The organism is Scandinavium sp. (genome assembly GCF_036271055.1).
GTDB lineage: Bacteria > Pseudomonadota > Gammaproteobacteria > Enterobacterales > Enterobacteriaceae > Scandinavium.
In genome coordinates this window covers 158836-183772 of the sequence record NZ_DATBBJ010000099.1, presented here as the reverse complement: position 1 = coordinate 183772, position 24937 = coordinate 158836, and the positions used below count along the sequence as shown (strand labels likewise).

The 24937-nt window shown below is 54.3% G+C and carries 24 protein-coding genes; 13 read left to right on the top strand and 11 right to left on the bottom strand.

The features are described 5' to 3' along the window. Positions 1-23: 23 nt before the first annotated feature. From aroK to VH187_RS20835, 6 genes are all read right to left on the bottom strand, one after another. A complete protein-coding gene (gene aroK, locus VH187_RS20860; RefSeq protein ID WP_110511784.1) occupies positions 24-545 on the bottom strand; it encodes a shikimate kinase AroK in 522 nt (173 codons plus the stop codon). 269 nt (positions 546-814) lie between these two features. Continuing rightward, the gene (gene hofQ / locus VH187_RS20855) at positions 815-2050 is read right to left on the bottom strand and encodes a DNA uptake porin HofQ (protein ID WP_329703347.1); all 1236 of its coding nucleotides are present in this window, start codon (positions 2048-2050) and stop codon (positions 815-817) included. Next, positions 1965-2369 carry a HofP DNA utilization family protein gene (locus VH187_RS20850; RefSeq protein WP_329703346.1) on the bottom strand — a complete coding sequence of 135 codons (405 nt, stop codon included), beginning with the start codon at positions 2367-2369 and terminating at the stop codon, positions 1965-1967. The genes hofQ and VH187_RS20850 overlap by 86 nt, the downstream gene beginning before the upstream one ends. Further along, complete coding sequence (locus tag VH187_RS20845; RefSeq protein WP_329703345.1) at positions 2362-2793, bottom strand: HofO family protein; 432 nt, start codon at positions 2791-2793, stop codon at positions 2362-2364. Before VH187_RS20845 ends, VH187_RS20850 begins: the two co-directional genes overlap by 8 nt. After that, positions 2777-3280, bottom strand: a complete 504-nt coding sequence (locus VH187_RS20840; protein ID WP_329703344.1) for a PilN domain-containing protein — start codon at positions 3278-3280, stop codon at positions 2777-2779. The genes VH187_RS20845 and VH187_RS20840 overlap by 17 nt, the downstream gene beginning before the upstream one ends. Before the next feature lie 37 nt (positions 3281-3317). After that, entirely contained in the window at positions 3318-4040 is a 723-nt protein-coding gene (locus VH187_RS20835) for a pilus assembly protein (protein ID WP_329703343.1), read from the bottom strand. A gap of 118 nt (positions 4041-4158) precedes the next feature. Here VH187_RS20835 and mrcA point away from each other — a divergent pair, with 118 nt between their 5' ends. Next, positions 4159-6711 (top strand): peptidoglycan glycosyltransferase/peptidoglycan DD-transpeptidase MrcA, encoded by a 2553-nt coding sequence (gene mrcA, locus VH187_RS20830; RefSeq protein ID WP_329703342.1) that lies wholly within the window; start codon positions 4159-4161, stop codon positions 6709-6711. Between the two features lie 53 nt (positions 6712-6764). Here mrcA and nudE read toward each other — a convergent pair whose 3' ends face one another. After that, complete coding sequence (nudE, locus tag VH187_RS20825) at positions 6765-7325, bottom strand: ADP compounds hydrolase NudE (protein ID WP_329703341.1); 561 nt, start codon at positions 7323-7325, stop codon at positions 6765-6767. Positions 7326-7644: 319 nt separating this feature from the next. Between nudE and VH187_RS20820 the strand changes: the two genes are divergently transcribed. From VH187_RS20820 to pckA, 5 genes are all read left to right on the top strand, one after another. After that, the gene (locus VH187_RS20820) at positions 7645-9792 is read left to right on the top strand and encodes an intracellular growth attenuator family protein (protein ID WP_329703340.1); all 2148 of its coding nucleotides are present in this window, start codon (positions 7645-7647) and stop codon (positions 9790-9792) included. A gap of 69 nt (positions 9793-9861) precedes the next feature. Beyond that, complete coding sequence (gene yrfG / locus VH187_RS20815) at positions 9862-10530, top strand: GMP/IMP nucleotidase (RefSeq protein WP_329703339.1); 669 nt, start codon at positions 9862-9864, stop codon at positions 10528-10530. A gap of 10 nt (positions 10531-10540) precedes the next feature. Then, positions 10541-10942: a ribosome-associated heat shock protein Hsp15 gene (gene hslR / locus VH187_RS20810; protein WP_329703338.1), complete on the top strand. Its 402-nt coding sequence runs from the start codon at positions 10541-10543 to the stop codon at positions 10940-10942. Between the two features lie 23 nt (positions 10943-10965). Then, positions 10966-11844 (top strand): Hsp33 family molecular chaperone HslO, encoded by an 879-nt coding sequence (gene hslO, locus VH187_RS20805; RefSeq protein ID WP_329703389.1) that lies wholly within the window; start codon positions 10966-10968, stop codon positions 11842-11844. A 338-nt stretch (positions 11845-12182) separates the two neighbouring features. Continuing rightward, entirely contained in the window at positions 12183-13802 is a 1620-nt protein-coding gene (gene pckA, locus VH187_RS20800) for a phosphoenolpyruvate carboxykinase (ATP) (RefSeq protein ID WP_329703337.1), read from the top strand. Positions 13803-13938: 136 nt separating this feature from the next. On the opposite strand, the gene envZ is transcribed toward pckA, so the two are convergent. Together envZ and ompR are read right to left on the bottom strand one after the other, a co-directional pair. Further along, entirely contained in the window at positions 13939-15288 is a 1350-nt protein-coding gene (gene envZ, locus VH187_RS20795) for a two-component system sensor histidine kinase EnvZ (protein WP_329703336.1), read from the bottom strand. Further along, positions 15285-16004 carry an osmolarity response regulator transcription factor OmpR gene (gene ompR / locus VH187_RS20790; RefSeq protein WP_001157751.1) on the bottom strand — a complete coding sequence of 240 codons (720 nt, stop codon included), beginning with the start codon at positions 16002-16004 and terminating at the stop codon, positions 15285-15287. The genes envZ and ompR overlap by 4 nt, the downstream gene beginning before the upstream one ends. Before the next feature lie 227 nt (positions 16005-16231). Here ompR and greB point away from each other — a divergent pair, with 227 nt between their 5' ends. The 5 genes from greB to feoC all read left to right on the top strand — a co-directional run bounded on the left by greB (position 16232) and on the right by feoC (position 22316). After that, positions 16232-16705 carry a transcription elongation factor GreB gene (greB, locus tag VH187_RS20785; protein ID WP_329703335.1) on the top strand — a complete coding sequence of 158 codons (474 nt, stop codon included), beginning with the start codon at positions 16232-16234 and terminating at the stop codon, positions 16703-16705. 104 nt (positions 16706-16809) lie between these two features. Next, positions 16810-19137, top strand: coding sequence for a Tex family protein (locus VH187_RS20780; protein ID WP_329703334.1), 2328 nt, complete (start codon positions 16810-16812; stop codon positions 19135-19137). Positions 19138-19489: 352 nt separating this feature from the next. Then, the gene (feoA, locus tag VH187_RS20775; RefSeq protein WP_110511800.1) at positions 19490-19717 is read left to right on the top strand and encodes a ferrous iron transporter A; all 228 of its coding nucleotides are present in this window, start codon (positions 19490-19492) and stop codon (positions 19715-19717) included. 29 nt (positions 19718-19746) lie between these two features. Then, positions 19747-22068 carry a Fe(2+) transporter permease subunit FeoB gene (feoB, locus tag VH187_RS20770; RefSeq protein WP_329703333.1) on the top strand — a complete coding sequence of 774 codons (2322 nt, stop codon included), beginning with the start codon at positions 19747-19749 and terminating at the stop codon, positions 22066-22068. 11 nt (positions 22069-22079) lie between these two features. Continuing rightward, positions 22080-22316 carry a [Fe-S]-dependent transcriptional repressor FeoC gene (gene feoC, locus VH187_RS20765; RefSeq protein ID WP_329703332.1) on the top strand — a complete coding sequence of 79 codons (237 nt, stop codon included), beginning with the start codon at positions 22080-22082 and terminating at the stop codon, positions 22314-22316. Positions 22317-22370: 54 nt separating this feature from the next. Here feoC and VH187_RS20760 read toward each other — a convergent pair whose 3' ends face one another. Then, the gene (locus tag VH187_RS20760; RefSeq protein ID WP_329703331.1) at positions 22371-22640 is read right to left on the bottom strand and encodes a YdgH/BhsA/McbA-like domain containing protein; all 270 of its coding nucleotides are present in this window, start codon (positions 22638-22640) and stop codon (positions 22371-22373) included. 118 nt (positions 22641-22758) lie between these two features. Continuing rightward, the gene (bioH, locus tag VH187_RS20755) at positions 22759-23532 is read right to left on the bottom strand and encodes a pimeloyl-ACP methyl ester esterase BioH (RefSeq protein WP_329703330.1); all 774 of its coding nucleotides are present in this window, start codon (positions 23530-23532) and stop codon (positions 22759-22761) included. A gap of 38 nt (positions 23533-23570) precedes the next feature. On the opposite strand from bioH, the gene gntX reads away from it, so the two are divergent. Both gntX and nfuA read left to right on the top strand, forming a co-directional pair. Then, entirely contained in the window at positions 23571-24245 is a 675-nt protein-coding gene (gene gntX / locus VH187_RS20750; protein ID WP_329703329.1) for a DNA utilization protein GntX, read from the top strand. A 58-nt stretch (positions 24246-24303) separates the two neighbouring features. After that, a complete protein-coding gene (gene nfuA / locus VH187_RS20745; RefSeq protein WP_329703328.1) occupies positions 24304-24879 on the top strand; it encodes a Fe-S biogenesis protein NfuA in 576 nt (191 codons plus the stop codon). Positions 24880-24937 lie beyond the last annotated feature (58 nt).

The window sequence follows — 24937 nt, the reverse complement described above, 5'->3', positions numbered from 1 at the left end:
ATTCCGTATAGCGTTGACCAGAATCAGTTACTTTCCAGCATATTAATAATCTGGTTTGCCACCACTTTCGCGCTCTGATCGTCAGTGCGGATAGTGACATCGGCAATTTCTTCGTACAAAGGATTGCGTTCGCCAGCCAGCGCTTCCAGGACTTCACGCGGAGGCGTTTCAACCTGTAGCAGCGGACGTTTTTTATCACGTTGCGTACGAGCCAGCTGTTTTTCGATCGTCGTTTCCAGATACACCACGACACCGCGCGCGGAGAGACGATTACGCGTTTCACGGGATTTCACAGAGCCGCCGCCAGTAGCCAGCACAATACCCTGCTTTTCCGTCAACTCGTTGATGATTTTCTCTTCGCGGTCACGGAAACCGTCTTCGCCTTCAACATCGAAGACCCAGCCCACATCGGCGCCGGTGCGTTTCTCAATCTCTTGATCGGAATCGTAGAATTCCATATTGAGTTGTTGAGCTAACTGGCGCCCAATAGTGCTTTTGCCGGCACCCATAGGCCCAACCAGAAAGATATTGCGTTTCTCTGCCATTTTTTCGGTACTACTAAGACTATTTCGTTAATAATAAACCCGCGACGCGAACCACACGGCGACGTCAGGCATGAACTGAAACCTCATATGCGATAGTGCGAGAGTCAGACCGAAAATTATCTCAATACTCCGGCAGGTTTGGCAACTCTAATCATTACCGGATTTTGTAAGGCACCGACTCTCAAATCGGTACTCCTTGTATGCTAAATCCGTCCTCACGTCAAACACCTGAACCGTGTTCAGCAAGAAAAAGGCCCTCTGCAAAACCCTTATTGCACAGAAATAATACGCGGTGTGATGAACACAACCAGTTCACGTCGCTCACTATCTTTTCCATCATGGCGGAAGAGTTGGCCCAGCCAGGGGATATCACCGAGCATCGGAATGCTGTCCCGGGCAGACTTATTTTTTTGTGAGAAGATGCCACCCAATGCCAACGTTTCACCACTTTTTACCTCAACCTGCGTCTCGATTTCCTGTTTATCTATCGCCAGGACTTCGCCATCGGCCTGCTGTAAAACTTGCCCCGGCATGTCTTCTGTTATCTTCAGTTTGAGACGTACACGATTCTTTTGCAGTACCGTCGGCGTGACTTCCATGCCCAAAACGGCTTCTTTGAATTCGACAGATGTCGCGCCACTCTCACCACTGGATACCTGATACGGGATTTCGGTGCCTTGCTTGATACTCGCTGGTTGCAAATGTGAGGTGAGCAGATGCGGACTGGCGATAATTTCAAGTTGCTGCTTCTGTTCCAGCGCAGAAAGCTCCAGTTCCAGCAGCCGTCCGCTGATTTTGCCAATGTTGAAACCGGCATGCGTGGTGGCGTTGGCAACCGAAAGGTCGCTGCCTAATGTGGTTATCTGACCCACGCCCACACTGCCTTCGGAATCCGCCAGACTCCATTTGACGCCCAACTCACGCAGACTCTTTTCATTAATGGTGACGATATGCGCCGTCAATTCGACCTGCCCAATTGGCAAATCCATTTCTGTGACCCAGGCGAGCAGCTCAGCAAGATGCTGTTCATCGTCCCGAACTAACAGACGGTTGGTTCTTTTATCCACCGTCAAAGCACCTCTTGTGCTCAGCAGTTTTTCCCCCGCTTTCGCCAGCTCTGTTGCATCAGCATAATGAAGAGGAACGCTTTGCCCTTGCAGCGGCAGCGTCAACAGACGCTTCTGCTGCTCAGCCTCGCCTTGTGCCTGTTTTTCTGCAAGCCACGCGCGAGTGTGCACAAACAGGACGCCGCCCTGAGGCTCCAGCACTAACCCTGCGCTGCTCACTACGGTTTGCAGCGCTTGCTTCCAGGGCACATTTTTAAGCTGGAGTGAAATTTGCCCACTGACGTCGGGGGCGACAACGAGGTTACTTTCATTCAGCGCCGCGATAGCCTGCAACACCTGAGCGACAGGCACGTCATCTACCGTTAGCGTTACTTTTTTGTCTTTTCCCCAGGTCATGGGAACCATCAGCAGTAACACCAGAAGCGCTCTTCGAATCATTTTTCGTTCCTTCTTTCAGCCAGCGCCACTGCGACGGTTCGCAGTCAACGCCAGCGGCCATATCCATGTGTTCTGGCTCAACGCCAGTGACCTGCCAGCCATTTTCGAGCCGTTGCCCTTGAGCCAGGCGTTGCCATTTACCGCCAGCATCCACAACCATCCCGACCCGCAGTTGCCCGCTGCTTACCATGCCACGGTAATGCCAGATCGTAATCTGCGAAGCAGCACAGCGGTCTACCGGCGGCAAAAACGGATCCCGCAGACCAACGAGCCAGGGCAGCGAAAGCAGGATTACCGCGAGCGCGAGCCTGTTACTCATCCGCGATCGCCTCCAGTTGCAGCGTCAGGCGCAGACCTTGCTTTTCGGGCTGAAGATTAAATCCCCGCACCGCCCGGCCGGTTTCAGCCAGAAGCGCAAACAGCGGCGGAATCGTGTGCCAATCGGCCTCCAGCGCCAGCTCTCCCCCTGCGCCCACGGGCTGCCAACTCACCAGATGACGACCGTCACTCTCAAAATCGAGCGCAGAAAAAGGTTTTGCCGACGAGCCAGAAATCGCAGAACCAACCGCTCGCAAGGGCATCATTTTTTGCCACTGCGCACTTAACGGGACAGGAGGCATAGGCTTTAGCGGTGAACACCCCGAAAAACCGCCGACCGCCACCAACAGCACCAGCGTGAATAACCAACTGCCCACACGAACACGCGGAGCCAAATCACACCAGCGTTCAGCGAACATCAACATCGTTGACCTCCACTTGCAGCTGATAGCTGAATTGCCAACGTCCTTGCTCGTCTCGCCTTGTTGCACCCGGCGTTATTGAGCGAAAGCCCGTCAGGTTTCGCACCATACTGTCTATTTGTGACAGTGCGGAAAAGCGATTCGCCAGACCGGTGAAACTCAAAGCATTCCCCTGCCATTGCATTGCCGTCAGCCATGCTTGTTCGGGCATCTTCTCTGCCAGCATGAGGAGTGTTGATTGCCAGCGGCGGGTAAATTCCCGGCGTCGCTCATGTACCTGTAAGGCTTCGCGGCTCTGCTGTTGCGCAGTGAGCAGGCGTTCGCGCTGAATAAGTGTCTGGAGCAGTGTCTGGTTACTCTCGTGGCGCAACGCCTGCCATGCACGTTGATGCACCTGCCCTGCGCGGGCGGCGATAATCAACGCCAGCGCTATCAGCCAGGAGCCAACAAACAGCAAACCCCAGAAGCGTAAACAGTCCCTCCGACGCATTTCCCGCCAGCACAGTAAATTCACGGGGCGTGTCATCTCAGTCCACTCCCAATGCAAGGGCCAGCGCAATGGCAAAAGCATCACCCTTTTCAGGCAAGGGTGGCTGAAGCTGACTCAGTGGAAACCAGGGGTTAAAACGCTCGCCGCCGCCGTGATGCGTTGTGCACGCCAGCAATCCCTCGGGTGGTTCAGCGCTGCTGCCCCAGGTCTCACGCGTCGCCCACAGCCAATGATTTCGGTCGTGCCAACAGATCCCGCGGTCTTCTTTTGCAAGCCAGGGGAGAAAATTTTGCAGCGCGCTGGCGTCTGGAGTGATGGCGTAGACGTTCAGCCCTGCAGCATGAAGACGCTGCTGGAGCAAATCGACATCGCGCTTTCTGGCGGCGGTCACACTGTAAATATTCGTGTCAGGGTTTTGATAATCAAACGTCAGCGTATCGGCGGGCATTTCCAGTTGTTTCGCAACCGTGCTGGCAATCCATTGTGCCTGTTCGCTTTCGCGCAGCGCCATCCGTGGCGGCGGCAACTGTTTTTGCACTGTATCGGAGGCGGGCAATGCGGCCGAAAGCCGGTGAAAGCGCGGCATTTCGCGCTGAATACGACGTAAAGCAGCAATCAAATTTTCTTCGCTGGCATCGCCCGGTATCGGCAGTTGCCACCAACGACGTAACGCTCGCCCAAAGCGTGTTTTTTGTAGCGCAACACAGACGATGCTATCCTGCTGTATGTGCAATCCTGCATGCCATTGACTGTAAGCCATTCTTACGATCTCCTTATCCTTCAACCCATTCGAGCTATATCAATGCTTCTGGGTTGCCTTTATACTACCGCGCGTTTGTTTATAAACTGCCCAATTACCACTAAATGGGAAATCTCCGGTGAAGTTCGTAAAGTATTTATTCATCCTTGCAGTCTGTTGCATTCTGCTGGGAGCAGGCTCGATATATGGCCTCTACAAATTTATTGAGCCACAGCTACCCGATGTAGCCACACTCAGGGATGTGCGCCTGCAGATCCCCATGCAAATCTACAGCGCGGATGGCGAGCTTATTGCCCAATACGGTGAAAAACGCCGTATTCCGGTCACCTTGAGCCAGATGCCGCCTGAAATGACGAAGGCCTTTATTGCCACAGAAGACAGTCGCTTCTATGAGCATCACGGTATTGACCCGGTGGGGATCTTCCGTGCGGCAAGCGTCGCGCTGTTCTCCGGTCATGCCTCACAGGGTGCGAGTACCATCACCCAGCAGCTGGCACGTAACTTCTTCCTTAGTCCTGAAAAAACGCTAACGCGTAAAATCAAAGAAGCGTTTCTGGCGATTCGTATTGAGCAGTTACTCAGCAAAGATGAAATTCTTGAGCTGTACCTGAACAAGATTTACCTCGGTTATCGCGCGTACGGCGTCGGTGCTGCGGCTCAGGTTTATTTCGGTAAATCGGTCGATCAGCTAACACTAAGCGAAATGGCGGTGATTGCAGGGCTTCCGAAAGCGCCTTCAACCTTTAACCCGTTGTATTCGATGGACAGGGCTACCTCCCGTCGCAACGTGGTGCTGTCACGTATGTTGAGTGAAAACTACATCACTCAGGATCAATACGATGAAGCAGTGAATGAGCCGATTGACGCCAGCTACCACGCGCCAGAAATCGCTTTCTCTGCGCCCTATCTGACCGAAATGGTGCGCCAGGAAATGGTGACGCGTTACGGCGATAAAGCTTATGAAGACGGCTACCGCGTTTACACCACCATCAGCCGTAAAGATCAGTTGGCCGCACAGAACGCTTTGCGCACTAACGTGATGGATTACGACATGCGCCACGGCTATCGCGGTCCGGCCAACGTGCTGTGGAAAGCGGGTGAAACCCCGTGGGATAGCAAAAAAATCACCGATACTCTGAAAAGCCTGCCGACTTATGGGCCACTGGAACCAGCAGCGGTCACAGCGGCAAATCCTCAGGAAGCAACGGTGATGATGGCCGATGGCACATCCATCTCACTGAACATGGACGGTATGCGCTGGGCACGTTCGTATCGCTCCGATACACAACAGGGCCCAACACCGCGTAAAGTCACTGATGTCGTCCAGCCGGGTCAGCAAATTTGGGTTCGCCAGGTGGATGAAAGTTGGTGGTTATCTCAGGTTCCGGACGTGAACTCCGCGCTGGTTTCTATCAACCCGCAAAACGGGGCGATCATTGCGCTGGTGGGTGGTTTTGACTTTAACCAGAGCAAATTCAACCGTGCGACTCAGGCGTTACGTCAGGTCGGTTCGAACATCAAGCCATTCCTTTACACTGCGGCGATGGACAAAGGGCTGACGCTGGCGAGCATTCTCAACGACGTGCCGATTTCTCGTTGGGATCCGGGCGCGGGTTCAGACTGGAGTCCGAAAAACTCACCGCCGCAATATGCGGGTCCGATTCGCCTTCGTCAGGGCCTCGGTCAGTCCAAGAACGTGGTCATGGTCCGCGCGATGCGTGCGATGGGTGTGGACTACGCCGCAGAATATCTGCAGCGCTTTGGCTTCCCGGCGGACAACATTGTGCGTACCGAATCCCTGGCGCTGGGTTCCGCTTCCTTTACTCCGCTCCAGGTAGCGCGTGGTTATTCGGTGATGGCGAACGGCGGCTTCCTGATCGACCCGTTCTTCATCAGCAAAATTGAGAACGATGCGGGTGGCGTAATTTTCGAAGCTAAGCCAAAAATTGCCTGTGCTGATTGCGACATTCCGGTGATTTATGGCGACACGCCGAAATCCAACGTGCTGGAAAATCAGGACGTGGAAAACGTAGCCACTTCACAGGAGCCGCAGAATTCCTCGGTGCCGATGCCTAGCCTTGAACAGGCGAATCAGGCGCTGGTGGCCCGCAGCAGCGGTCAGGAATATGCCCCACACGTTATCAGCACACCGCTGTCGTTCCTGATTAAAAGCGCACTGAACACCAACATTTTCGGTGAACCGGGTTGGCAGGGAACAGGCTGGCGAGCAGGCCGTGATTTGAAGCGCCATGATATCGGCGGTAAAACCGGGACCACTAACAGCTCGAAAGATGCATGGTTCTCAGGCTACGGTCCGGGCGTGGTCACATCTGTATGGATTGGTTTTGACGATCACCGCCGCGACCTCGGTCGCACCAGTGCTTCCGGCGCGATTAAAGATCAAATTTCCGGTTATGAAGGCGGTGCTAAAAGTGCACAGCCTGCATGGGATCTGTTCATGAAAGCTGCGCTGGAAGGCGTGCCGGAACAGCCGTTCACCCCGCCACCAGGCGTTGTCACGGTTAATATTGACCGAGGCACCGGACAACTGGCAAACGGTGGTAACAGCCGTGAAGAGTACTTTATTGAAGGCACACAGCCGACCCAACAGGCGGTGCATGAAGTGGGTACGACGCTGATTGATAACGGCGAGACGCACGAACTGTTCTGACAAAAAAAGCGCCGCGAGGCGCTTTTTTTATGTGACGATGAAACCGCTACGTTTTAAAGCCGGCCCTGTTCTTTCAACCATTCACGCACCAGGAACAGCGCACTCACGTTGCGAGCTTCGTGGAAGTCCGGTTCATCGAGTAGCATCAGCAACTGATTCAGCGGCCAGCGCACCTGCGGAAGCGGCTCCGGTTCATCACCAGGCAACGATTCCGGGTAAAGATCTTCTGCCACCACAATATTCATTTTGCTGGAGAAATAGGACGGCGCCATGCTCAGTTTCTTCAGAAACGTCAGGTCATTAGCACCAAAACCGACTTCTTCTTTCAGCTCGCGGTTCGCCGCCTCAAACACGCTTTCGCCTGGATCAATCAGCCCTTTTGAAAAACCAAGCTCGTAGGATTCGGTGCCCACGGCGTACTCGCGGATCAAAATGAGATGGTCATCAACAATAGGGACTATCATTACCGCTTCGCGCGTGGACGGACGCATGCGCTCATACACGCGGCGCTCGCCATTGCTGAATTCCAGATCCACACTTTCCACGTTAAACAGTCGCGAACGGGCAACCGTTTCAACTTTATGGATGGTGGGTTTTGTTAATGGTTTATCCATGATGACCTGTGTTGGCTGTGATAACCGGGTAATTGTGCGACATACCGCACGGTTTAGGCAATTCCCGACTTCATGTATTTACATTTATGTAACTTTCAGCATCAATCACTTCTTTGGATAAAAAGTCAAGAGCTTGCAATGGTTTTGAGAATTTGCTGATATTCGCTTGCGTTGACCTCTGATATGCTCAAAAGTTGCGTCAGAACCTAATAAATCGTTAAAGTTCTGAGTGATACGTGCCGATAGCTAACTACGGGCTCACGTTCTGTGTTAATGGGCAACCGACGAAACCTGTAAGAATAAGTATGATGGGAAAAGCATGGGCACCTTTTTGATTCTTCTCGCTGCTATGCTGGCCTGCGCATTGCTTGCAGGGTGGTTTTACCGACAGCGATTGCAACTCGGGCATCTTCCCCGGCTGCATGCGTTCAGCGGCGCAACCACGCGTAAGCTGACCAACGATGAACGCACCGCCGTCGAGAGTTATCTGGAAGGCCTCAGCCGCACGCTTGAAGTCCCGGCGTCTGGCTCCACCGTTGCGCCCACAGCCCTTACGCTAAACGCCCAGAGTAATACCGTCTACGTTGTCACTCAGTCGATCACCCGCTATGGCATCACCACAGAAGATCCCAATAAGTGGCGCTATTTTCTCGATTCCGTTGAGATTCATCTGCCGCCTTTTTGGGAGCAGTACATCAACGATGAAAACGCAGTTGAACTGATCCATACCGATTCCCTTCCGTTGGTCATCTCTCTTAACGGGCACACGCTTCGCGACCATAAACAAGAAGCGCAAGGCTATGCGCTGGAACACCAACCGTCGACGCAGGCATCGATTCGCGGCGAAGAGAGCGAACAAATTGAACTGCTGAACATTCGACAGGAAACGCATGAAGAGTATGCGCTGAGTCGTCCGGATGGCCTGCGTGAAGCGCTACTGATAGTCAGTTCGTTCGTGCTGTTTTTCTTTGCCCTGATGGTGCCGGAAGTGTTTGTTCCTTGGGTCGCCGGGGGTGCTATTTTACTGCTGGCATTTGGCCTGTGGGGCCTGTTTGCTCCGCCGTCAAAAACCGCATTACGCGAAATTCACTGTCTGCGCGGCACCCCAAAACGCTGGGGCCTGTTCGGTGAAAATGACCAGGAGCAAATCAATAATATTTCGCTTGGCATTATCGACCTGATTTATCCCCGCCACTGGCAGCCATTCATTGCTCAGGATCTTGGTCAGCAAACGGATATCGATATTTATCTCGACCGCCAGGTTGTGCGTCAGGGCCGTTTTTTATCGCTACACAATGAAGTGAAACACTTCCCACTTCAGCACTGGCTGCGCAGCGCAATTATTGCCGCAGGCGCACTGCTGATTGTGGTGATGCTGTGGATGAGTGTACCGCTTAGCATGCCGTTTAAATTTACGCTTTCATGGCTGAAAGGCGCGCAAACCATTGAAGCCACCGCCGTTAATCAGCTCGATCAGGCCGGTGTGCGCGTGGGTGATACGCTACATGTCTCCGGCACCGGCATGTGCAATATCCATTCGCAAGGCACATGGACCGCGCAGGAAAGCTCGCCGTTTATGCCGTTTGATTGCTCGCAAATTATCTGGAACGACGCCCCACCGCTGCCGTTGCCAGAATCGGATATTGTCACCAAAGCCACTGCGCTTATCCAGGCGGTAAACCGTCAGTTGCATCCAAGCCCGGACGACAGCTCGCGCGTCAGCCCGGCGTTGCGCTCGGCGATTCAAAAATCAGGCATGGTGCTGTTGGATGATTTCGCCGATATCGTACTGAAAACGCAGGACCTCTGTTCCGCGGAGGACGATTGTGCACGCCTGAAAAATGCATTGGTGAATCTCGGTAATACACGCGATTGGGAAGCGCTGACCAAACGCGCCAGCGCGGGCAAGCTGGACGGCGTCAACGTGCTGTTGCGCCCGGTCAGTGCGGAAACACTCGATAACCTGGTGACGACCTCTACCGCACCGTTTGTGATGCGTGAAACGGCGCGCGCGGCTCAGGCACTCAACAGCCCTGCTCCCGGTGGTTTCCTGATTGCCAGCGATGAAGGCAGCGATTTAGTGTCACAACCCTGGCCGCCAGTCAGTCTGTATGATTACCCGGCGCACGAGCAGTGGAGTGAGTTTCAACGCCTCGCGGGGATGTTGATGCACACGCCATTTACCGCCGAAGGGATTGTCACCAATCTGTACACCGATGCCAACGGCACCAAACATATCAACCTGCATCGCATGCCGGATAGCGCCGGCTTATGGCGTTATGTCAGCATTACGCTGTTGATGTTGGCAATGCTGGCGTCCTTTGTCTGGAATGGCATTCAGGCGATTCGCCGCTATCAACGTCATCGCATGCGCATGGCGGCTATTCAGAAATATTACGAAAGTAGCCTCAACCCGGTGCTGTTAACGCCATCCGATTTGCTGCATCAGGATCCCACAGAACGCTAAGCCGCTCTGCTCCCGCAAGCGCGACCGGTGTGATACCCTGTCGCGCATTCTTCCTGCTGGAGACGCACTATGCATTTCGACATCGCCTGGCACGAGGTCGACACCGTTCTGCTCGACATGGACGGCACCCTTCTCGATCTCGCCTTCGACACCCATTTTTGGCAGCAACTGGTGCCGGAAACCTTTGGTGCACAAAATGGCATGAGCCTGCAGGAAGCGCGTGAGCGCATCAGCCAGGAATATCACGCCGTGCAGCATACGCTAAACTGGTACTGTCTGGATTACTGGAGCGAGCGTCTGGGGCTGGATATCTGCGCCATGACCACCGCACAAGGCCCACACGCCATTTTGCGTGAAGACACCGTGCCGTTCCTCGATGCGCTGAAAGCCTGCGGCAAACGCCGTATTTTGCTGACTAACGCGCATCCGCACAATCTGGCGGTGAAGCTGGAGCATACCGGTCTGGCGTCACACCTTGATTTATTGCTTTCCACCCACACATTTGGTTATCCGAAGGAAGACCAGCGTTTGTGGCAGGCGGTAGCAGAAGAAACCACGCTTGACCCGCACAAGACTCTGTTTATCGATGACAGCGAGCCAATCCTGGATGCCGCGGCCTTATTCGGTATTCGCTACTGCCTCGGCGTCACCAATCCCGATTCTGGCGTGGCGGAGAAGCAGTATCAGCGTCATCCGGCACTGAATGATTATCGTCGCCTGATCCCCGCGATCCGGTGAAGGAGAAGCCATGAAAGAGAAACCCACCGAGGCCATTCGGCTCGATAAGTGGCTCTGGGCGGCCCGCTTTTACAAAACCCGTGCCGTCGCACGCGAGATGGTAGAAGGCGGCAAGGTGCATTACAACGGGCAACGCAGCAAGCCCAGTAAAGTGGTGGAGATGAACGCCACGCTGACGCTGCGTCAGGGCAACGATGAGCGCACGGTGATTATCAAAGGCATCACCGAGCAGCGCCGTCCGGCCACGGAAGCTGTGTTGCTGTATGAAGAGACCGCTGAAAGTATTGAAAAACGGGAAAAAATGGCCGTGGCCCGCAAGTTAAATGCGCTGACCATGCCGCACCCGGACCGTCGCCCTGATAAAAAAGAGCGCCGCGACCTGATGAGATTTAAACATGGGAACAGTGAGTAACCGTTCCCTTAAGAGAGAAAATGATGATTCAACACGATCAATTGCACCGCTATCTGTTTGAAAACGTGGCCGTACGCGGCGAACTGGTCACTGTCTCCGAAACGCTGGAGCAAGTGCTGGCTAACCACAGCTATCCACAGCCGGTGAAAAACGTACTGGCTGAGCTGTTGGTTGCCACCAGCCTGCTGACCGCGACTCTGAAGTTTGCCGGGGATATCACCGTGCAATTGCAGGGCGATGGCCCCATGTCGCTGGCGGTGATTAACGGTAATAACAATCAACAGCTGCGCGGTGTGGCGCGTGTCCAGGGCGATATCCCGGAAAACGCCGATCTGAAAACGCTGGTCGGTAACGGCTATCTGGTGATTACCATTGCACCAGAAGAAGGCGAGCGTTATCAGGGCGTCGTCGGTCTGGAAGGCGATACGCTGGCGGCCTGTCTGGAAGATTACTTCCTGCGTTCCGAGCAGTTGCCGACCCGTCTGATCATCCGTACCGGTGAGCATGAAGGCAAAATGGCGGCGGGCGGAATTCTGTTGCAGGTGATGCCCGCGCAGAACGCGCAGACGGCAGATTTTGAGCATCTGGCAACGCTGACTGACACCATCAAAGCAGAAGAGCTGTTTGGTTTGCCAGCCACCGACGTGTTGTGGCGTTTGTATCACGAAGAAGAAGTGACGGTTTACGATCCGCAAGCGGTCGAATTCAAGTGCACTTGTTCTCGCGAGCGCTGCGCCGATGCCTTAAGAACGCTACCTGACGAAGAAGTCGACAGCATTCTGGCCGACGACGGCGAAATCGACATGAACTGCGACTACTGCGGCAGCCATTACGTGTTCAACGCGATGGATATTGCCGAGATCCGCAACAACGCCTCTCCTGCAGATCCGCAAGTGCATTGATTTTTGCCCGTAGCGTCCCCTCTCTCAGCCGGGAGAGGGGAAGCGCAACGCGAAGTGAATCGATTTTTGCTGTAACACTTTCGTCACTTTCTTTCAGGAATGCGATTACATTCACATTTCATCAGTGTATTAAACCAGTTATTAACCATTTAAGAACATTTCCCCCCATACAAAAACGTTTCCTGCCATAATCTGTCTCGCCTCGTGACAGGAGTCACCGTGTTTTCCGTTAGTTTGACGAGAGTCCGGATACGCAAATCTATGAGCCTGGTCGCGGTCAATAACCCTCAAACAACCCTACAATCATTGGCAGTACATATTGGCTAAGGAGCAGTGACATGCGTGTTAATGGTCTTACCCCGCAGGATCTCAAGGCTTATGGTATCCACGACGTCCAGGACATTGTCTACAACCCTGATTACGACACGTTATTTGAGGAAGAGCTCAATCCGACCCTGCAAGGGTACGAACGTGGCGTTCTGACGAACCTCGGTGCTATCGCTGTCGATACCGGTATCTTTACTGGCCGTTCGCCGAAAGATAAATACATTGTCCGTGATGACACCACTCGCGACACCGTATGGTGGGCGGATAAAGGCAAAGGCAAGAACGACAATAAACCGCTCTCCCCCGAAACCTGGCAGCAACTCAAAGGCCTCGTCACCCAACAACTTTCCGGTAAGCGCCTGTTTATTATCGATGCTTACTGCGGCGCTAACGCCGACACCCGACTGTGCGTGCGCTTCATCACCGAAGTGGCCTGGCAGGCGCACTTCGTCAAAAACATGTTTATCCGTCCGAGCGACGAAGAGCTGGCAACGTTTAAGCCTGATTTCGTGGTGATGAACGGCGCGAAATGCACAAATCCAGACTGGAAGGCGCAGGGACTGAACTCCGAGAACTTCGTGGCGTTCAATCTGACCGAACGCGTACAGCTGATTGGCGGCACCTGGTACGGCGGCGAAATGAAAAAAGGCATGTTCTCGATCATGAACTACCTGCTGCCGCTGAAAGGCATTGCCTCTATGCACTGTTCGGCGAACGTGGGCGAGAAAGGCGATGTGGCGGTGTTCTTTGGCCTCTCCGGCACGGGCAAAACGACGCTCTCCACCGATCCGAAACGCCGCCTGATTGGCGATGATGAACACGGCTGGGACGACGACGGCGTGTTTAACTTTGAAGGTGGCTGCTACGCGAAGACCATTCGTCTGTCCGAAGAAGCTGAACCGGATATCTACCACGCGATTCGTCGCGACGCGTTGCTGGAAAACGTGAGCGTGCTGGCCGAGGGCACCATCGATTTCGACGACGCATCGAAAACTGAAAACACCCGCGTGTCTTACCCGATTTACCATATCGATAATATCGTCAAACCGGTGTCGAAAGCGGGCCATGCCACGAAAGTAATTTTCCTCACCGCTGATGCCTTTGGTGTGCTGCCGCCGGTTTCACGCCTGACGGCAAATCAGACGCAATATCACTTCCTGTCTGGCTTCACCGCCAAACTGGCGGGCACCGAGCGCGGCGTGACCGAACCGACGCCAACCTTCTCTGCCTGCTTTGGCGCGGCATTCCTGTCGCTGCACCCAACGCAGTATGCAGAAGTGCTGGTGAAACGCATGCAGGCGTCCGGGGCGCAGGCTTATCTGGTGAACACCGGCTGGAACGGCACTGGCAAACGTATCTCGATTAAAGATACACGCGCCATTATCGACGCCATTCTCGACGGTACACTGGATAACACCGAAACCTTCACCCTGCCGATGTTTGACCTGCAAATTCCAACCGAATTACCGGGTGTGGATACGCATATTCTGGATCCGCGTAATACCTACGGTTCACCGGAACAGTGGCAGGAAAAGGCGCAAGCACTGGCGAAATTGTTCGTTGAGAACTTCGAGAAGTACACCGATACCCCGGCGGGTGCGGCGCTGGTTGAAGCAGGCCCAAAACTGTAAGCATAAAAAAGTCGGGTGAGCTGACGCTGACCCGACTTGTCGTTTCATCATTATTTAATGTCGGGTGGCGCTTGTGCCTACTCGACCTACAACAGAATGTAGGCCCGACACGCGTATTGCGCTGTCGGGCATTTTTTTAGCTGTCTTTATTGCCGGAAGTACGAGCAACAGGAACCGGCAGCCACGCCCGAATCAACAACCCGCCCCGTTCACTGGTATCAATCTCCAGCAAGCCATTATGGTTGTCGATAATGCGCTGCACGATAGCAAGCCCCAATCCGGTTCCACTGGTACTGCGCGCACTGTCGCCGCGTACAAACGGCTGGAACAGATGCTTGCGCTGCTCAGGTTTAATACCCGGACCATCATCTTCGACCTGGAACCAGACGCGATTCGGTTCACTGCCGCTGCTGACTTTGATCCAGCCATTGCCATAACGAGCGGCGTTGACCACCATATTCGCCAGCGCGCGTTTGATTGACAGCGGATGCATTCGCACCGGGATTTCGCCGGGCTGAATATCGGTGTCAATTTCACGCTCGTAGCCACTTTCCGCTGCAACCACTTCGCCGAGCACCGAGTTCAGGTCGCCGAGCTCCATCGGCATCTCCTGACCTGTGCGCAGGTAGTCGATGAACTGCTCGATGATGGCATTGCACTCTTCGATATCCTTGTTGATGGATTCGGCGAGGTAACCGTCCTGTTCGCCCATCATCTCTGTTGCCAGGCGGATACGAGTCAGTGGTGTACGTAAATCATGACTTACACCAGCCATCAACAGCGTTCGGTCGTCTGCTAACTGCTTCACGCCAGCGGCCATATGGTTAAAGGCGCGGGTCACAGAGCGAACTTCCGAAGCACCATATTCGCGCAGCGGCGGCGGGATTATCCCTTTACCCACCTGCAAAGCGGCATGCTCAAGATCGACCAAGGGCCGGTTTTGAATACGAATAAACAGCCATGCCCCGCCAATCGCCATCAGCATAATCGCCAGCGTATAACGGAACAGCGGCGAGAAGTCGCCTTGGTGGATTTCAGTCAGCGGGACGCGCACCCAAATATTGGGTGACAGCCAGGTTTTCAGCCAAACAACCGGCGAGCTTTTGTTGACCTCAACGCGCACTTCCGTTGGGCCACCCAATTGCTGCGCCATTTGCTGGCTTAAAAATTCGTAATGCTGCGCCCAGCGTAGCCCGGCATCTTCCGCGGCTTCATCGGAATAGAGCGAAATGCCAAGCTCACGGTAAATCTCACGTCGAAATGCCGGGGGCACCACCAGTTGGGTGCCGTCTTCCAGCTGCAGTTTGTCGGTCATCAGCATACGGACTTCGTACGCCAACACTTTATTGAACTGCTGCAAACTCGGCAAAATCGCGAAGTTCAGCACCACAAGATACGTTGTCACCAGGCTTGCGAACAGCAAGGTGACAATCAGAAGCAACGTGCGAGCAAATGAACTTCGTGGTGAGAAGCGCATTCGCCTCATGCCTTAGAACCGTCCGGCACGAAGACGTAGCCCAGACCCCAAACGGTCTGAATGTAGCGTGGATGCGCAGGATCTTCTTCTACCATGCGGCGCAGACGAGAAATCTGCACGTCGATGGAACGCTCCATCGCAGAATATTCACGGCCACGGGCCAGGTTCATCAGCTTGTCGCGAGACAGCGGCTCACGCGGATGACTAACCAATGCTTTTAGTACCGCGAATTCCCCGCTGGTCAGTGGCATTGGCTCGTCTTCGCGGAACATTTCGCGCGTACCGAGATTCAGCTTGAACTTACCGAAGGCAATCACCGCTTCTTCCTGAGAAGGCGCGCCCGGCAGCTCGTTCGCCTGACGACGCAGCACCGCACGGATTCGGGCCAGCAGTTCACGCGGGTTGAACGGTTTAGGAATGTAGTCGTCGGCACCGATTTCCAGGCCCACGATACGGTCAACTTCTTCACCCTTCGCCGTCACCATGATGATCGGCATTGGGTTACTCTGACTGCGCAGACGACGGCAGATGGAAAGACCGTCTTCGCCAGGCAGCATTAAATCCAGCACCATCAGGTGGAAAGATTCACGGGTCAGCAGGCGATCCATCTGTTCGGCGTTGGCGACGCTTCGAACCTGGAAGCCTTGCTCGGTCAGATAACGCTCAAGAAGCGCGCGCAGGCGCATGTCGTCATCCACAACAAGAATCTTATAATTCTCTTGCATGTTTTTACTCCCAGAAGGTTCGTAACAATTATGAGTGCGTATTCTTAAAAAAGCGTACGCTACGCTCCAGCTAAATCTGGTATAAATTCTAGCCGAAATTGTTACAAAGCATATTTAACAGCAGCTTATCTGTACATTTCATCACAGAAAACCATTTTTTAACCATCTGGCGTATTCTGTGAGGCAAAATGTGCGCAAGCGCAGGTAGTCACCAAGGTAGCATTACAATGAAAACGCCGCTAATCACCCGTGAAGGGTATGAGAAATTAAAGAAAGAGCTGGATTATCTCTGGCGCGAAGACCGCCCTGAGGTGACAAAAAAAGTCACTTGGGCTGCAAGTCTCGGAGATCGTAGCGAAAACGCCGATTATCAATACAACAAAAAGCGTCTGCGTGAAATCGACCGTCGGGTGCGCTATCTCACCAAGTGTCTGGAACATTTGAAGATTGTCGATTACTCCCCGCAGCAGGAAGGCAAAGTCTTCTTCGGCGCATGGGTGGAAATCGAGAATGACGATGGGGACACCAAACGCTTTCGCATCGTCGGTTATGACGAGATTTTTGGCCGCAAAGATTACATCTCTATCGATTCACCGATGGCCCGCGCTTTGCTGAAGAAAGAAGTCGGTGATTTGGCCGTCGTTCAGACGCCATCCGGCGACGCCAGCTGGTATGTCAATACCATTGAGTATGCGAAATAGGCCACCTGGAACTCTCTGATTAGGGGGCTGGATTGCTGGTATTTTGCCGTCTCAAAACGTATAACTGTCTCCCTGAATTTCGATCCACAAGATGAAAAATAGCCATGATGAATGATTCGCTCTGCCGCATTATTGCGGGTGAACTTCAGGCCAGAAACGAACAGGTCGCTGCGGCCGTTCGCCTGCTTGATGAAGGGAACACCGTGCCGTTTATTGCACGTTATCGTAAGGAAGTCACTGGCGGGCTGGACGACACCCAGTTGCGTAATCTGGAAACGCGCCTGAGTTATCTGCGCGAACTGGAAGAGCGTCGCCAGTCGATTCTCAAATCCATCGATGATCAGGGCAAACTGAGCGACGAGCTGGCAAAAGCCATCAATGGCACCCTGAGCAAAACCGAGCTCGAAGATCTCTACCTTCCGTACAAACCGAAGCGCCGCACCCGTGGGCAGATTGCGATTGAAGCCGGCCTTGAGCCGCTGGCCGATCTGCTGTGGAACGAGCCGTCGCACACCCCGGAAGAAGAAGCGGCTAAATACATCAACGCCGAGAATGGCGTCGCCGACACCAAAGCCGCCCTCGACGGTGCGCGCTACATCCTGATGGAACGCTTCGCCGAAGACGCGCAACTGCTGGCGAAAGTGCGTAACTACCTCTGGAAAAATGCCCATCTGGTGGCCGTTGTGGTCAGCGGAAAAGAGGAAGAAGGCGCGAAATTCCGCGACTACTTCGATCATCACGAACCTATAGCGACAGCCCCTTCTCACCGTGCGCTGGCGATGTTCCGTGGTCGTAACGAAGGCATACTGCAATTGTCGTTGAACGCCGATCCACAGTTTGATGAGCCGCCGAAAGAGAGCCACTGCGAGCAAATCATTATCGACCACCTCGGCCTGCGCCTGAACAACGCCCCGGCAGACAGCTGGCGCAAAGGCGTGGTGAGCTGGACGTGGCGCATCAAAGTGCTGATGCACCTTGAAACCGAATTAATGGGCACCGTGCGCGAACGCGCGGAAGACGAAGCGATTAACGTTTTCGCCCGTAACCTGCATGATTTACTGATGGCGGCTCCTGCTGGCCTGCGCGCGACAATGGGTCTCGATCCGGGCCTGCGTACCGGCGTGAAAGTGGCGGTCGTTGACGGCACCGGCAAACTGGTTGCCACCGATACCATCTACCCGCACACCGGTCAGGCCGCGAAAGCCGCTGTCGCCGTGGCGGCGCTGTGCGAGAAACACAACGTTGAACTGGTGGCGATTGGTAACGGCACCGCATCGCGCGAAACCGAGCGTTTCTATCTCGACGTGCAGAAGCAATTCCCGAAAGTCACCGGTCAGAAAGTTATCGTCAGCGAAGCGGGTGCCTCGGTGTATTCCGCGTCTGAACTGGCGGCGCTGGAGTTCCCGGATCTCGACGTGTCGATCCGTGGCGCGGTCTCTATCGCCCGTCGCTTGCAGGATCCGCTGGCAGAACTGGTGAAGATCGACCCGAAATCCATCGGTGTCGGCCAGTATCAGCACGACGTCAGCCAGAGCCAACTGGCACGCAAACTGGATGCAGTGGTTGAAGACTGTGTGAACGCCGTTGGCGTTGACCTCAACACGGCGTCAGTTCCGCTGCTCACCCGCGTGGCGGGCCTGACGCGCATGATGGCGCAGAATATCGTGGCCTGGCGTGATGAGAACGGTCAGTTCCAGAACCGCCAGCAATTGCTGAAAGTGAGCCGTCTGGGGCCAAAAGCCTTTGAACAGTGCGCGGGCTTCCTGCGTATCAACCACGGCGATAACCCGCTTGATGCCTCCACCGTTCACCCGGAAGCCTACCCGGTGGTTGAGCGCATTCTGGCAGCCACCGAGCAGGCGCTGAAAGATTTAATGGGCGACAGCAGCGCGCTGCGCGACGTTAAAGCGGTTGATTTTACCGATCAGCAGTTTGGTCTGCCGACGGTCACTGACATCATCAAAGAGCTGGAAAAACCGGGTCGTGACCCGCGTCCTGAGTTCAAAACCGCGCAATTCGCTGATGGCGTAGAAACCATGAACGACCTGCTGCCAGGCATGGTGCTGGAAGGTGCGGTGACCAACGTCACCAACTTCGGCGCATTTGTCGATATCGGCGTGCATCAGGACGGCCTGGTTCATATCTCATCGCTTGCCGATAAGTTCGTTGAAGATCCGCACACCGTGGTGAAAGCCGGCGACATCGTGAAGGTCAAAGTGATGGAAGTCGACTTGCAGCGTAAGCGTATCGCCCTGACCATGCGTCTGGACGAACAACCTGGCGAAACTCACTCACGTCGCGGCAACGGCGGCGGTCGTGAGCAGACCAATCGTCCGGCAGCCAAAGCGGCGAAGCCACGCGGTCGTGAAACGCAATCGGGCGGAAACAGCGCCATGATGGATGCGCTGGCCGCGGCAATGAAGAAAAAGTAATTCTTTGCTTATCAGGCCCTCTTATTTTGAGAGGGCTTTTTTTATTGCTGAAATTAAATCGACATCCCTTTTTACCCTTTCTTTAATTATTAGTGATTTCGTTTTCACACTGATAACAACTCCGCACTTCCAGGAACATTCTCGCTCACAGCAAATATTGAGCCACATCAAATTCGCATGAATTATTCATCGAATGAACATCCGTTCACATTTTATTGATTGAAGACGGAAACCATTCTCATTATCATCGTTACTGTTGATATTTTATCCTTTCCTGTTGGCATCATCGTTGGTTTCATGCGCCACCCCGCGCGTATGAAGGGATTATCGGTTAGCGACAAAAGCAGGCCTTATGCAATTCACTCCTGACAGTACGTGGAAAATCACTGGATTTTCACGCGAAATTAGCCCGGCTTATCGGCAGAAATTACTTTCGCTTGGCATGTTGCCCGGCTCTTCTTTTCACGTGGTTCGCGTCGCTCCACTTGGCGATCCGGTACATATTGAAACCCGCCGCGTGAGCCTGGTATTACGCAAGAAAGACCTGGCGTTAATTGAAATCGAAGCGCTTACCCGTTAATTCCTGCCAGACACAGCGAGTCCAGTAAAATGAAGAAATTAACCATTGGCTTAATTGGCAATCCTAATTCCGGGAAGACAACGTTATTCAATCAGTTGACCGGGGCGCGTCAGCGCGTGGGCAACTGGGCAGGCGTCACCGTTGAGCGTAAAGAAGGCCAGTTCAACACCACTGACAATCACGTAACGCTGGTTGACCTGCCAGGCACCTATTCCCTGACCACGATCTCATCGCAAACCTCACTGGATGAGCAGATTGCCTGTCACTACATCCTGAGCGGTGATGCCGATTTGCTGATTAACGTGGTCGATGCCTCCAATCTTGAGCGTAATTTGTATCTGACGCTGCAACTGCTGGAACTCGGCATTCCGTGCATCGTGGCGCTGAACATGCTGGATATCGCCGAGAAACAGCAAATTCGCATTGAAGTCGACGCGCTGGCGAAACGCCTCGGCTGCCCGGTTATCCCGCTGGTTTCGACACGTGGGCGCGGTATTGAAGCGCTGAAAATGGCGATTGACCGTCATCAGGCCAACGACGATTTAGAACTGGTGCATTACGCACAACCGCTGCTGCATGAAGCGAATACGCTGTCACACGCGATGCCACAAGAGATGCCGCTCAAGCAGCGTCGCTGGTTGGGTCTGCAAATGCTGGAAGGCGATATCTACAGCCTGGCCTACGCCGGGGATGCCGCGCAGCAACAGCTTGATATTGCGCTGACTCGTCTACATGAAGAAATGGACGACCCGGCGCTGCACATTGCCGATGCGCGTTATCAGTCCATCGCCGCCGTGTGTGACGTGGTGAGTAACACGTTGACCGCAGAACCGAGCCGTTTCACCGCCGCCGTGGATAAAATCATCCTCAACCGTTTCCTCGGCCTGCCGGTATTCCTGTTCGTCATGTACCTGATGTTCCTGCTGGCCATCAATATTGGCGGCGCGTTACAGCCGATTTTCGACGCCGGTTCAGTTGCTATCTTCATTCACGGCATTCAGTGGATAGGCGCAACGCTGCACTTCCCTGAATGGCTGACGATTTTCCTCGCGCAAGGGATTGGCGGCGGGATCAACACCGTCCTGCCGCTGGTGCCGCAAATCGGCATGATGTACCTGTTCCTCTCGTTCCTCGAAGACTCAGGCTACATGGCGCGTGCGGCGTTCGTGATGGACCGCTTGATGCAGTCGCTCGGCTTGCCGGGTAAATCATTCGTGCCACTGATTGTCGGTTTCGGCTGTAACGTTCCCTCGGTGATGGGTGCGCGTACGCTGGATGCGCCGCGTGAACGCCTCATGACCATCATGATGGCGCCGTTTATGTCCTGCGGCGCACGCCTGGCGATTTTCGCGGTGTTCGCAGCGGCCTTTTTCGGCCAGGAAGGCGCGCTGGCGGTGTTCTCGCTGTACGTTCTGGGTATCGTGATGGCAATCCTCACCGGCCTGATGCTTAAACACACCATTATGCGTGGCGAAGCATCGCCGTTCGTGATGGAGCTGCCGGTGTACCACGTTCCGCACCTCAAAAGCCTGATTATCCAGACCTGGCAGCGCCTGAAAGGCTTCGTGCTGCGCGCCGGTAAAGTCATCGTGATTGTGAGTATTTTCCTCAGCGCTCTGAACAGCTTCACGCTTAGCGGCAAAGCGGCGGATAACATTAACGATTCCGCGCTGGCTTCCGTCAGCCAGGTGATCACCCCACTGTTCAAACCGATTGGCGTGCATGAAGATAACTGGCAGGCCACCGTCGGGCTGTTCACCGGGGCGATGGCGAAAGAAGTGGTGGTCGGTACACTGAACACGCTGTATACCGCTGAAAATATTCAGCAAGAAGATTTCAACCCGGCGGAATTTAACCTGCTGGATGAACTCGGTGGCGCGGCACAGGAAACCTGGCAGAGCCTGAAAGACACCTTTAGCCTGAGCGTTCTGGCGAACCCAATTGAAGCCAGCAAAGGCGACGGAGAAATGGCGACCGGAGCGATGGGCGTGATGAGCAACAAATTTGGCAGCGCAGCCGCCGCCTACAGCTACCTGATCTTCGTTCTGCTCTATATTCCGTGCATCTCAGTGATGGGCGCTATCGCCCGTGAGTCAAGCCGTGGCTGGATGGGCTTCTCCGTACTGTGGGGGCTGAACATCGCTTACTCACTGTCGACGTTGTTCTATCAAGTCTCCAGTTTCCACCAGCATCCTCGCTACAGCCTTACCTGCATTCTTTCCGTGGTACTGTTTAACATCGTGGTGCTCGGGCTGTTACGCCGCGCGCGCAGTCGTGTGAACGTGAATCTGCTGGCGACGCGTAAAACCGTCGAGAACTGTTGCAGCAGCCCAGCGGGCGATTGCCACTAAGGAGCGAAGCGATGGCGTCAATGATTGAACTGCGGGACATGCTGGCATTGCAGGGGCGAATGGAAGCTCAGCAACTGAGCCGCGCGTTGCACACGCCGCAAGCGATGATTGACGCAATGCTGATGCGCCTGGAAGCGATGGGTAAAGCAAAGCGCATTAACGAAGAGCCGAACGACTGCCTGAGCGGAAGCTGCAAAAGTTGCCCGGAAGGAAAAGCTTGTTTGCGCGAATGGTGGGTGCTTCAGTAGCGTGATGCTGTGAGATTAAATGACGAAGCGGGCCAAGATGGCCCGCTTTTTTGCTTATTTGTAGACGTCGGCGTTAGCGTGAACGGTTTTTTCGTTCTTCTCACCAGCGATCACCAGGAAATAAGTACCGCCCAATTCATCGGCTTTTTTCGACAAATCCTTCTTCGCATCCATCGGTGAGGTGGTGCGCGACGTTGTGATTGATCCGACCTTGGTCAGATTCATTTTCGCCAAATCTTCTTTGGTTATCTCTTTTGCCGCAAACGCGCCAAAAGACAGTGAGCCCATAACCAGTGCTGTCACAATACCCGTAACTAATTTCATAGCCGTACTCTCCTTAGGACCATTTTATGTGAGCGCTACGTGCACAAAGGCAATCAACTGACGCAGCGACCTACTAAGTATTGTCGCTAATATGAATTTCGCCAGTTTGCCTTAGTTATCAGATAATCACCTGCTTGAGAGCCAGTAAGCGCTGACAAAATTCCACGGGATGAGAAATGAACGGAGCATGTGCCGCTTTGGGGAAAACAAAGGATTGGCTGTTCGGCCACTGCGCATCCAGCAACGGCACGATCTTACGCGGAACCAGTCCATCGAGATGCCCATAAAGACGCAGGAACGGCATCGGCAGATTTGCCAGTTCAGCACGCATATCCGCCGTTTTAAGAATTTCCAGACCGCCATTGAGCACATCCTCGCCCGGCATGGGTAACGCCAGCACTGCACTTTTTAGCTTACGCGCATCCTGACGCGCACTTTCTGTTCCCAGTGTCTGCAACGCCAAAAAGCGTTCTACCGTGCGCTGGAAATCCTCACTCAGCTGCTGTTGAAAACCCGAAAGCACGTCCGGTTTTATGCCCGGCCAGTCAGCCTTGGCGGCAAAGCATGGCGATGATGCGACGGTAACCAGCGCCTGCACGCGTTCCGGTGCGCACAAAGCAGCCAGGCTTGCGACCAAACCGCCGAGGCTCCAGCCAAGCCATATCGCTTTGTCCGGCGCTTTCGCCAGCACCAAATGGGTCATCTCCTCCAGCGACAGCGCACCGAAATCACCGCTGCGTCCGAAGCCCGGCAAGTCGATAAGATGCAGGGTGAATTGCGAGCTCAATTCCGGCGTAATGCAATCCCACACTTCCGCGTTCAGTCCCCATCCGTGCAGCAGCACAAGATGACAATTTCCTTCGCCTTTGGTTTGCCACCAGATGTCGTTCATCAGTTATCGTTCTCATTCTTCGAATTCGGAGGGGAAATATGCTAACAGCCCACGGCTTGTGCTGGCTATGCCAAATGCCGCTGGCGCTGGCCCATTGGGGGATTTGCTCCTGCTGCGCCCGCGCCGTGTCGCCTGAACTTTCACTGTGCCCACAATGTGCTTTACCTGCCGCAAACGCGCGCTTCGCCTGTGGGCGTTGTCTGCAAAAAGCGCCACCCTGGCAGTATTTGGTGGCAGTGAACAATTACGTTGCGCCGTTATCAACACTGATACACACCTGGAAATTCAGCGGCAAGCCAGAGCTGGCTCGTGCGCTGGCGCGGTTGTTATTACTAAGCCTGAAAGCGCGTTCGCAACAGCAAAAACCAGACCTGCTGGTTGCCGTGCCGTTGTGGCAGCGCCGCCACTGGCGACGTGGCTATAATCAGGCGGATACTCTTTGTCGACCCCTCGCCCGCTGGCTAAATATTCGCTATCAGCCCGAAGCGGTTCGCCGTATCAGGCCAACCGCCACGCAACATCAACTTTCGGCAAGGTTGCGCAAACAGAACCTGAAAAATGCGTTTCGTCTTGAATTCCCAGTTCAGGGACTCCATATCGCCCTTGTGGACGATGTCGTCACGACCGGGAGTACCGTAGCCGAACTTTCCCGCCTGTTTTTGCAAAACGGCGCAGCGTCAGTTCAGGTATGGTGCCTGTGTCGCACCTTGTAGACCCTCTGTGATGGGCGTATTATAACCGACTAAAGTAGTCAACTATTAGGCCAAAGCTATGATCCGTATTTCCGATTCCGCACAAGCGCATTTTGCCAAACTGCTGGCAAATCAGGAAGAAGGGACACAAATCCGTGTATTTGTGATTAACCCTGGCACCCCGAATGCTGAATGTGGCGTTTCTTACTGCCCGCCGGATGCGGTGGAAGCCAGTGACACCGCCCTGAAATTTGACCTGCTCACCGCGTATGTCGATGAGCTGAGCGCGCCGTATCTGGAAGATGCGGATATCGATTTCGTGACCGATCAGTTAGGTTCCCAGCTGACGCTGAAAGCACCGAACGCCAAAATGCGTAAAGTGTCTGACGATGCGCCGCTGATGGAGCGCGTTGAGTATATGCTGCAAGCGCAGGTTAACCCGCAGCTCGCCGGTCACGGCGGTCGTGTGTCGCTGATGGAAATCACCGACGACGGCCTCGCCATTCTGCAATTTGGCGGCGGCTGTAACGGTTGTTCGATGGTAGACGTGACGCTGAAAGAAGGGATTGAGAAGCAACTGCTGAACGAATTCCCGGAACTGAAAGGCGTTCGTGATCTGACCGAACACCAACGTGGTGAGCACTCTTACTACTAAGCATTAGCCCCATCAAGCATTCTAGCCCGGCGGCGCTTACGCTTGCACGGGCCTACAA

Excerpts from the sequence above, each read along its gene's own strand:
- VH187_RS20780 (WP_329703334.1), top strand. The coding sequence starts at position 16,810 with ATGATGAATGATTCGCTCTGCCGCATTATTGCGGGTGAACTTCAGGCC.
- VH187_RS20840 (WP_329703344.1), bottom strand. The coding sequence starts at position 3,280 with ATGCGTCGGAGGGACTGTTTACGCTTCTGGGGTTTGCTGTTTGTTGGC.
- yrfG (WP_329703339.1), top strand. The coding sequence starts at position 9,862 with ATGCATTTCGACATCGCCTGGCACGAGGTCGACACCGTTCTGCTCGAC.
- VH187_RS20850 (WP_329703346.1), bottom strand. The coding sequence starts at position 2,369 with ATGAGTAACAGGCTCGCGCTCGCGGTAATCCTGCTTTCGCTGCCCTGG.
- greB (WP_329703335.1), top strand. The coding sequence starts at position 16,232 with ATGAAAACGCCGCTAATCACCCGTGAAGGGTATGAGAAATTAAAGAAA.
- nfuA (WP_329703328.1), top strand. The coding sequence starts at position 24,304 with ATGATCCGTATTTCCGATTCCGCACAAGCGCATTTTGCCAAACTGCTG.
- VH187_RS20845 (WP_329703345.1), bottom strand. The coding sequence starts at position 2,793 with ATGTTGATGTTCGCTGAACGCTGGTGTGATTTGGCTCCGCGTGTTCGT.
- VH187_RS20835 (WP_329703343.1), bottom strand. The coding sequence starts at position 4,040 with ATGGCTTACAGTCAATGGCATGCAGGATTGCACATACAGCAGGATAGC.
- hofQ (WP_329703347.1), bottom strand. The coding sequence starts at position 2,050 with ATGATTCGAAGAGCGCTTCTGGTGTTACTGCTGATGGTTCCCATGACC.
- VH187_RS20760 (WP_329703331.1), bottom strand. The coding sequence starts at position 22,640 with ATGAAATTAGTTACGGGTATTGTGACAGCACTGGTTATGGGCTCACTG.
- feoA (WP_110511800.1), top strand. The coding sequence starts at position 19,490 with ATGCAATTCACTCCTGACAGTACGTGGAAAATCACTGGATTTTCACGC.
- gntX (WP_329703329.1), top strand. The coding sequence starts at position 23,571 with ATGCTAACAGCCCACGGCTTGTGCTGGCTATGCCAAATGCCGCTGGCG.
- pckA (WP_329703337.1), top strand. The coding sequence starts at position 12,183 with ATGCGTGTTAATGGTCTTACCCCGCAGGATCTCAAGGCTTATGGTATC.
- hslR (WP_329703338.1), top strand. The coding sequence starts at position 10,541 with ATGAAAGAGAAACCCACCGAGGCCATTCGGCTCGATAAGTGGCTCTGG.
- feoC (WP_329703332.1), top strand. The coding sequence starts at position 22,080 with ATGGCGTCAATGATTGAACTGCGGGACATGCTGGCATTGCAGGGGCGA.
- bioH (WP_329703330.1), bottom strand. The coding sequence starts at position 23,532 with ATGAACGACATCTGGTGGCAAACCAAAGGCGAAGGAAATTGTCATCTT.
- hslO (WP_329703389.1), top strand. The coding sequence starts at position 10,966 with ATGATTCAACACGATCAATTGCACCGCTATCTGTTTGAAAACGTGGCC.
- ompR (WP_001157751.1), bottom strand. The coding sequence starts at position 16,004 with ATGCAAGAGAATTATAAGATTCTTGTTGTGGATGACGACATGCGCCTG.
- VH187_RS20820 (WP_329703340.1), top strand. The coding sequence starts at position 7,645 with ATGGGCACCTTTTTGATTCTTCTCGCTGCTATGCTGGCCTGCGCATTG.
- aroK (WP_110511784.1), bottom strand. The coding sequence starts at position 545 with ATGGCAGAGAAACGCAATATCTTTCTGGTTGGGCCTATGGGTGCCGGC.
- envZ (WP_329703336.1), bottom strand. The coding sequence starts at position 15,288 with ATGAGGCGAATGCGCTTCTCACCACGAAGTTCATTTGCTCGCACGTTG.
- feoB (WP_329703333.1), top strand. The coding sequence starts at position 19,747 with ATGAAGAAATTAACCATTGGCTTAATTGGCAATCCTAATTCCGGGAAG.
- nudE (WP_329703341.1), bottom strand. The coding sequence starts at position 7,325 with ATGGATAAACCATTAACAAAACCCACCATCCATAAAGTTGAAACGGTT.